General features: G+C 44.8%; 8 protein-coding genes. 6 read left to right on the top strand and 2 right to left on the bottom strand.

The genetic code is table 11. The features are described from left to right. Positions 1-521 (bottom strand): relaxase/mobilization nuclease domain-containing protein (locus ACLTX1_RS02995; protein WP_412330441.1); only part of this gene is annotated, 521 nt, incomplete at its 3' end. Continuing rightward, positions 482-811, bottom strand: coding sequence for a MobC family plasmid mobilization relaxosome protein (locus ACLTX1_RS02990; protein ID WP_071143469.1), 330 nt, complete (start codon positions 809-811; stop codon positions 482-484). The genes ACLTX1_RS02995 and ACLTX1_RS02990, both read right to left, overlap by 40 nt. A gap of 296 nt (positions 812-1,107) precedes the next feature. Here ACLTX1_RS02990 and ACLTX1_RS02985 point away from each other — a divergent pair, with 296 nt between their 5' ends. The 6 genes from ACLTX1_RS02985 (at position 1,108) to ACLTX1_RS02960 (ending at position 8,720) form a co-directional block, all read left to right on the top strand. Continuing rightward, positions 1,108-2,163, top strand: coding sequence for an AraC family transcriptional regulator (locus tag ACLTX1_RS02985; protein ID WP_308449835.1), 1,056 nt, complete (start codon positions 1,108-1,110; stop codon positions 2,161-2,163). 117 nt (positions 2,164-2,280) lie between these two features. Further along, the gene (locus tag ACLTX1_RS02980) at positions 2,281-2,886 is read left to right on the top strand and encodes an MptD family putative ECF transporter S component (protein WP_005423602.1); all 606 of its coding nucleotides are present in this window, start codon (positions 2,281-2,283) and stop codon (positions 2,884-2,886) included. A gap of 3 nt (positions 2,887-2,889) precedes the next feature. After that, positions 2,890-3,567: an energy-coupling factor transporter transmembrane component T family protein gene (locus ACLTX1_RS02975; protein ID WP_186935194.1), complete on the top strand. Its 678-nt coding sequence runs from the start codon at positions 2,890-2,892 to the stop codon at positions 3,565-3,567. Beyond that, complete coding sequence (locus tag ACLTX1_RS02970; protein ID WP_308449836.1) at positions 3,567-5,048, top strand: ABC transporter ATP-binding protein; 1,482 nt, start codon at positions 3,567-3,569, stop codon at positions 5,046-5,048. The genes ACLTX1_RS02975 and ACLTX1_RS02970 overlap by 1 nt, the downstream gene beginning before the upstream one ends. 122 nt (positions 5,049-5,170) lie before the next feature. Further along, entirely contained in the window at positions 5,171-6,979 is a 1,809-nt protein-coding gene (locus ACLTX1_RS02965) for an ABC transporter ATP-binding protein (RefSeq protein ID WP_308449837.1), read from the top strand. Further along, positions 6,972-8,720 (top strand): ABC transporter ATP-binding protein, encoded by a 1,749-nt coding sequence (locus ACLTX1_RS02960; RefSeq protein ID WP_178877570.1) that lies wholly within the window; start codon positions 6,972-6,974, stop codon positions 8,718-8,720. Before ACLTX1_RS02965 ends, ACLTX1_RS02960 begins: the two co-directional genes overlap by 8 nt. The last annotated feature ends 1 nt before the right edge of the window (position 8,721 follow it).

The following is an 8,721-nucleotide window of genomic DNA, read 5'->3' as shown; positions in this document are numbered from 1 at the left end:
GCCTTATAGCTGGTGCCGTTCTGCGTGGCCTGATGTTCAATATAGCTCTTGCCCTTGTCCTGTCCGGGGATTATGACGGACAGACCGTGTTCTTTGCAAAGCCGGTCCGAAGTGCGGCGGATATAGTGATAACTCCGCTTGTTGGAATGATAGTGCTTGTGATCCGCAAAGCTGACCGCATTGAAAATCAGGTGGTTATGAACATGATCTTTGTCTATGTGGGTGGTAAGTACAAATTCATACTTGCCGCCCAGGATTTCTTTTGCAAGCTCCATGCCGATCTCATGGGCTTGCTCCGGCGTGACCTCCCCAGGCTGAAAGGCTTGGATCAGGTGACGGCCCAGGTTCGTTCCCTTGTCGATGGCATGGCGGCGGGTCCAGGCAAATTCGATATCCGCAGTTTCGGCGGCGCAGCCATAGGAGGATACAAGCAGCTTTCCGTCCGTCTTTTCCGGGTTGCAGATATAGTCAATGGCTGCTTTCAGCGTTGACTTGATAGGATGTGTCTTTGTAACTGCCATATCTCGTCCAGCCTTTCCCGTATCTCGTCCATGTCGGCCTGATACGCAGGACCTCCGGCGTTGATCCGCTTGGCGATCTGATTGATGTTCCGGCCGATGGCGGAAAGCTCTTTGGTGAACGCCTTGATATCTGCGGTGTCCGTATAGATGATATATCCGTCAATCGCCATCTTGCGGAGGTAGGCACCATATCTGCGTGTGGGTAGCTGGCTCATTTTCTCGTCTATGAGCCGTTTTTCGTCCTCCGTAACATAGAATTTCATTTGGATATTCCGCTTTCGGTTTGCCATGCGCCGCCTCCGTTCTTTATAAGGGTTTGGGACTATCCCAACAAGCAATTTTGAATTTTCGGGTAAGGGACCTGAAAATCTCAAAATTCGCAAGCGGGTACTCGCTTGCTGTGCTTGCTACTGTAACCCTACCCTCATTCTCCCTCTACTAATACTACAATTTGAAACGGAGATTTTGGCTATTTTCATCTAAAAATCTTTAATAGCATGGGCGTTCATCAAAATTTGACACAGGAGAAATTATCACATATACTTAATGGTAATTAGTTATAATGAGCCAAAAGGAGGCATTGGTGGTGCTGACCTATGAAAAACAAGCACTCTCTGGTACGATTGAAGTATTATTGCGGTCTGAATTGCCAGACGAATTTGAAGGGACAAAGTTATACGGCTCTCTCGAAGAAGATGAACTACGGCAGGACTGTAAAATTTTTCGGCTGTCAAATGAAACAGGGCATGGACGCATTACAGTCTATCAGGTTTTTTCTGGTATTGAGCTTTACTATAACGATATGCACATGGGATATTGCAATCAAAATCAAGCCACAGCTAAAAACATGATAGAGATTAACCATTGTCTGATAGGACGTTTTGAGTGTAGCTTTGGTGAAAATAGTTGCTGCTATATGGCGGAAGGCGATTTGTCGATCAGCTCCATGATGAAGAAAAAGTCAAATTCGTGTTTTCCACTGAACCACTATCACGGTATTTCTATCGTCATCAATCTGGATGAATTGCTGCCGGAAATACGGCAAATCATGGAGCTATTGAATATTGATTTGCACTACATACAAAAATATATTTGCGAAGGAAACCGTTGCTGCATCATGCGGGCCAATCCGTCTATTGAACATATTTTTTCGGAACTCTATCATGTCCGGGAAAAAAGAAAACCAGGATACATGAAAGTCAAAATGCTGGAACTGCTTCTGTTCTTAAGTGATCTCAATACGGCAGAAGAAGTTTTACAGACGGATTATTTCAATCAAAATCAGGTCGCATTGATTAAAGCAGTAGCGTCCTATATTACGGAGGACTTGACAGCACATCATACGATTGAACAGCTTTCCCAGAAATTCGAGATTTCTACAACAGCATTGAAAAAGTGCTTTCGAGGCGTCTATGGAACCTCTGTCTATTCTTATCTTCGTACCTATCGGCTTCAAGTCGCCAAAAAATTGTTGCTGGAAACCGAGTCGTCAGTAACGGAGATTGCAAGTAAAATCGGATATGAAAATCCGAATAAATTCACTTCTGCCTTCAAAGAAACGTATGGCAGCTCTCCAACGGAATTCAGAAAGAGTGTCCGTTTGGATAGAAGCGGGTCCGTATGGAGTGGCGAAGAAATCTGAGCTGTATTAGAATATCCTTTGTCAGATAAAAGCAGAAAGACCGCTTGAAGCTGGCCTGTTTTTTGAATAGCGGGTTAGACGTTGCTAACTTTCTGCAAGACAAAGGAGGATTTCCAAATGGAAAATGAAAAATCGACAGGTAACAAGTACACTGTCAAAGACGCGGCAATCATCGGTATCTTCTGTGCGGTCATGTTCGTTGTATTTATGGTCTATTCGATCCTGACCGGCGCTTCACTGTTCTATTCCATGATTTTTAACGCCGCTGGTGCGGCACTTATCCTCGCACCGTTCTATGTTTATATGTGCATGAAAGTCGGCAAGCATGGCCCCGCTCTTGTCTACAATATCATGTGGGCGATTATCGCCGGATTGATGATGGGGCCATTTATGATTCCGTGGTTTTTGGGCGGCGGTATCATCGCAGAGCTTTCCATGTGCGGAAAGGATGCCTACCATGACATTAAGCGTGTGTCTATTTCGTGGGTAATCACGGCACTGGTTCGCGCTGCACATGGTATGTCAGAAATTTGGTTTTTCAAAGACGCATTTCTTGCCACCGGCGTCAGCGAGCAGCAGGTTCAGGTTCAGACCCAGTATTACACCGATCCGAAGTACGTCCTTTTGAGCCTGGCTGTCACCGCTATCCTGGCCGTCCTTGGCTGCATGATTAGTAACAAACTGATTGTGAAGCACTTCAGAAAGAGTGGTGCGATTAAATAAACTATGAGCATGAAATTTGATTTTCGAACCAAATTGCTTGTCATAGTTCTCACTATGTCGCTTGTGGCGGTGCTCACAAGCGACATTTTGATATACACACTTTTTGGCGTTTTGAGCGTGTATCTGATTATTCAGGGCTTTGGCAGGCAGACAATAAAATATTTGATCGTCTGCGGTATTTTTATCGTGTTGAGGTTGCTTTCAGGAGGACAGGGCATTACCATTCTTATGCCGGAAATGTTCCTGTTCATGGTGCTGCGTATTTTGATGATGGTTATGGCTGCGCAGCCCGTGATTGGTATGCCGCCGGGAGAAGTTGTAGCAGTTTTTAAGAAAATCCACGCGCCTAATGGAATTGCCCTGCCCGTAACCTTCATGCTGCGTTTCTTCCCTACTGTGCGCAGTGAATTTTCTGATGTGTTTTCCTCCCTTCGACTGCGAAAGCTGTTGTCATGGAAACACCCTCTGGACGCAATGGAGTATATTGTTACGCCTGTTATTTTCCGTTCATCCAGAATAGCCGAAGAACTTGCCGCTTCTGCTGAAAGCAGGGGGATTTCCAATCCTGGGAAACATACCTGCCGCAGAAAAATAGAATTTCAAAAAAGAGATTGGATTATGTGCGTGATTGCTGTTTGTGTAACTGCATTCTATTTTGTGCTGGAAAGGACGGTAGCATAATGGTAAATGATAAAGCAAGGCGATCCGTTATCCAGTTTAAAGATGTATCTTTTGAATATCCGGGAGCCGAAACAGATAGTATCCATCATATCAGCCTCGATGTAAAAGAGGGCGAGTTTCTTGTTCTGACTGGAGGGAGCGGCTGCGGAAAGACAACTTTAACACGATTGGTAAACGGGTTAGGCGAACAATTTTACGAAGGGACACTGAAAGGGCGCATCACACTGTTGGGACGCAACATATCGGAATATCCTCTGTATGAAATCGGGAAAAAAGTAGGTTCAATCTTTCAAGATCCAAAGAGCCAGTTTTTTGCCAGTATTACAGAGGATGAGATTTCGTTTGGGTGTGAAAATTATGGCGTTCCGTATGAAGAATTGGATAGGCGGGTTTCAAGTGCAATCAAGCGTATTAACGGAGATATGCTGCGAGGGAAAGAAATTTATCCGATGTCCAGCGGGGAAAAACAGAAAATAGCGGTGGCATCCGTCAATGCTGTTGATCCGGATATTTATGTGTTTGATGAACCTTCGGCCAATTTGGATATGTATTCCGTTGAGGCGCTTAAAAATTTGATGGGTGGACTTAAAGCGGAAGGCCACACAATCATTGTTGCTGAACACCGGCTTTATTATCTTACTGACCTTGCAGACCGTTTTCTCTATATGGAAAACGGGAGCATAAAAGAAGAATGGACGGCGGGAGAACTGCGCTCTATTCCAGAAGAAAAAAGACGAGCCATAGGAATACGAGCGGCAGATTTGCACCATATTGAAGTAGATATTTCCCCTGTAAAAGAAAAAGATATGACGATGGAGGTAAAGGATTTGGCGTTTTCCTATCGCAAACATCCGGTTTTCCATGATGTATCTTTTCAGGCGTATGCTGGTGATCTGATTGCGATTGTAGGCCATAACGGAATAGGAAAAACTACTTTGTCGAATATTCTTTGTGGTATGCAAAAGGAAAAAGAGGGTCAGGTCATATATAACGGGACAAAGGTATCTAAAGGCAAACGGAAGAATTTTGCCTACTTTGTTATGCAAAATACAGATTGCCAGTTGTTTGGGGACAGCGTAGAAGAAGAACTGCTATTAAACGGAAAAGGCAGTACCCAGGAGCAACGCGATGATCTGCTAAAACTATATGGCTTGTTTGAATGGAAAGAACGGCATCCCGCTACTCTTTCCGGCGGGCAGAAACAACGACTCACTCTCGCAGTATCGGATTGGATAGATACCCCCGTTTTGATTTTGGATGAGCCTACCAGCGGTCTTGATTTCAAAAATATGATGAGAATATCGGAGCATTTGAAAGCTCTGGCGCAAAAAGGAAAGACCATTTTAATCATTACCCACGATTATGAATTTGCCGCTATGACTTGCAATCGGGTTCTGCATTTCGTTGATGAAGGTCATGTAGAAACATTTCCGTTACAGGAAAATTTGTCCCGCTTATACTCCTGCCTTATGTGTCAATGAATTATGTGTCCGATTGGATAGATACGCTCTGTATGGAGTGGCAAAAACAACCGAATGATTTTATGATAATAGACGGGTTATAAAATGCTAACCCGTCTATTATTGCGAAAGGAGACTTGCTTATGGAGAAGCAAAAAAATGGAGAACTGTCCAGAATGTTCGGATATGCAGGGAAATTCCATGTTTTGACTGTTTTGGGATGTGTTCTCTCCGGAATCAGTACCATTTTATCTATGCTGCCTTTTGTTTGCATTTGGCTCGTCATCCGCGATTTAATCCAGGCTTTTGCTGCCGGGGATATATCTCTTGCAACGGGGAGCGCCCATTATGCGTGGATGGCGGTTGTGTTTGCAGCGGCAAGCATTTTAATTTATTTTATCGCCCTGAACTGTACTCATCTGGCGGCGTTTCGTACAGCCACCAATATGAGAAAATCTGCAATTCATCATATCGTGACGCTGCCGTTGGGGTATTTCAGCCAAAATGCAAGCGGACGGCTCAGAAACATCATTGATGATAATGCAGGGCTTACAGAAGGATTTCTGGCCCATCAGCTTCCCGATCTGACCGGAGCCGCAGTTATGCCGGTTGCCGTTATTATTTTGATTTTCCTTTTTGACTGGCGGCTGGGAATTTGCTGCCTGATACCTATGGGAATCAGTGTCATCTTTCTCAAACAGATGATGGGTGGAGATAATGCGCAGTTTATGGGCAAGTATATGACTGCACTGGAAACAATGAATAAAGAAGCTGTGGAATATATTCGCGGTATTCCTGTTGTAAAAGTATTTCAGCAAACTATTTATTCCTTCAAAAACTTTCACGCTGCAATAGAAGAATACGAAAAATTTGCTTCCGGGTATGCCTTAAAATGCCGTATTCCTCTTACGGGATTTACAGTAACACTGAACGGCACATTTGTTTTTCTTATTCCAGTCGCCATGTTTATTTTGTCCGGGGTCAGCGGCCAGGCGGCTTATGAAAATGTTGTGCTGGATTTTCTGTTTTACAGTTTGTTTACTCCGGTCTGTGCAACTATGATGAACCGTATCATGTTTGCCAGCGAGCAGCTTATGGCGGCTAAAAGTGCAGTCAGCCGGGTGGATGAAATTTTGCAGGAAAAGCCCTTGAAGGAGCCGGAACATCCCCTGATCCCGGCAGATGCTTCGATTGTGTTTTCGGATGTTTCCTTCGCCTATCCAGGGGCCAAAGAGAAGGCCTTAGACCATATCAGCTTTGAGGTTCCGACAGGAAAAACAGTGGCGCTTGTTGGTGCCTCCGGCAGCGGTAAAAGTACAGCGGCAAGCCTCATTCCCCGATTTTATGATGTTCAGTCAGGTTCCGTTACGATTGGCGGCGTGAATGTACGCAATATTGAGAAGCAGGAACTGATGAAAAGAGTTGCTTTCGTGTTTCAGAATACCTGTCTGTTCAAGGACACCTTGATGAATAATATTAAGGCGGCCCGCCCGGACGCTACCAGGGAAGAAGTCTTGAGAGCGGCTGATGAAGCACAATGCAAAGATATTATTGACCGCCTCCCGGATGGGCTTGATACGCTCGTTGGAACAGGAGGCACATATCTCTCAGGAGGTGAAAATCAAAGGATTGCTCTTGCAAGGGCAATTTTAAAAGACGCCCCTATTATTGTACTGGATGAAGCCACAGCATTTGCAGATGCCGAAAATGAACATCAGATACAGCTCGCTTTTGAGCGGCTGACCCAAAACAAAACGGTTATGATGATTGCCCACCGGCTCTCTACGATACAAGACGCAGACCTTATCCTGGTGTTCAAGGAGGGGCAGATTGCAGAAAGAGGTACGCATGAAGAATTGGTAGCCTTAAATGGTATTTATTCTTCTATGTGGAAGGATTACCAGACCTCGATTGCCTGGAAGGTCGGAAAGGAGGATGAGCAGCATGATTAAGGCGTTAAAAAAGAAGTATGCGTTAAGCGATCAGGGTGCAAAAGACCTGTTAAAAGGGATCGTTTATTCGGTGCTGGCCAATATCAGCCTTATGTTTCCTGTTATTCTTCTGGCTATCGTCCTCAATCAGCTTCTTGCGCCTGTTTTGGGAGCGAGTGCGCCAGAGATCAGTGCCGCCGTTTACACTGTGATTGGAATTGTGATTTTAGCTGTTGTTTTTATTTTTCATTATTGCCAGTACACCGCGACATATCTCGGGACGTATGATGAAAGCGCAAGGCGGCGTATCGGGCTTGCGGAAAAATTGCGTACCCTTCCGCTGACCTTCTTCCACCAGCGTGATCTTGCTGACCTGACAAGCACAATTATGGGCGACTGTGCAAACTTTGAACACGCATTTTCTCATACGGTTCCACAATTCTTTGGAGCAGTTATCTCTACGGGGATTGTTTGTATCGGCCTGCTGATTTTCAACTGGCAAATGGGTTTGGCTCTTCTTTGGGTAGCTCCGATTTCATTTGCAATCGTTATTCTGTCACGGAAATGGCAGGAAAAACTCAGCAAAAAGCACATGAACGCAAGACTGGAGCTTGCAGAAGGCATTCAGGAATGTTTGGAAACCGTACAGGATATAAAGGCTTGCAATCAGGAAGAAGATTATCTTCGCAAATTGGACGCAAAGATGGATGCTGCGGAAAAAGCACAGATTTCATCCGAAATGACAACGGCAAGTCTGCTGACAACCGGCCAGATGTTTTTACGGCTCGGTTTGGCAACGGTGATTGTAGTAGGTAATAGTCTTGTGGTAAGTGGAGATACCTCTCTGTTTACCTATATTCTGTTTTTGATTGCTGCCTCCCGCCTGTACGATCCGCTTTCCGGGGCGATGTCAAATATGGCAGAGCTGTTTTCTGTACAGCTTCAGGTGAACCGCTTGAAAGAAATAGAGGAATACCCGGAAGAAACCGGTGAGAAGAATATCCATACAAACGGGTACGATATTACATTCGATCATGTCCAGTTTTCTTACGAAAAGGGCAAACCGGTACTGAGGGATGTTTCGTTTACTGCAAAACAGGGACAGGTCACTGCATTGGTTGGCCCGTCCGGCGGCGGCAAAAGTACAGTCGCAAAACTGGCAGCCAAATTTTATCCTCTGGACGGAGGAAGAATACTGTTGGGCGGAACCGATATTGCTCCGCTAAATTCAACCATGTTGATGAAAAACTTCTCTATCGTTTTTCAAGATGTTGTGCTGTTTAATAACACCATCATGGAAAATATTCGTGTCGGTAAAAAGGACGCAACGGATGAAGAAGTGATTGCCGCAGCTAAAGCAGCGCAGTGTGATGAATTTATTTCAAAATTGTCGGACGGCTATCAGACGGTGATCGGAGAAAATGGTTCAACACTATCTGGCGGTGAGTGCCAGCGCCTTTCTATCGCACGTGCTCTTTTGAAAGACGCTCCTGTTATTCTTCTGGATGAAGCTACTGCTTCTCTTGATGTAGATAACGAAACTGAAATTCAAAACGCAATATCCAGGCTGGTAAAAGGCAAGACAGTTCTTATAATCGCTCACAGAATGAGGACGGTGGAAGCTGCCGATAACATCGTTGTATTGTCAGATGGTATTGTAGCCGAAAACGGAACTCACGAAGAACTTATGAAAGAAAATGGCCTCTATCATAGGCTGGTCGATTTGCAGACAGCTTCTGCAAATTGGAAGTTAAGCGTTTAAT

Origin of the sequence: Hominenteromicrobium sp., from assembly GCF_046974225.1 — a bacterium.
In the GTDB taxonomy this organism is placed as follows: Bacteria; Bacillota; Clostridia; order Oscillospirales; family Acutalibacteraceae; genus Hominenteromicrobium; species Hominenteromicrobium mulieris.
This window is presented reverse-complemented; position numbering and strand designations above follow the sequence as displayed.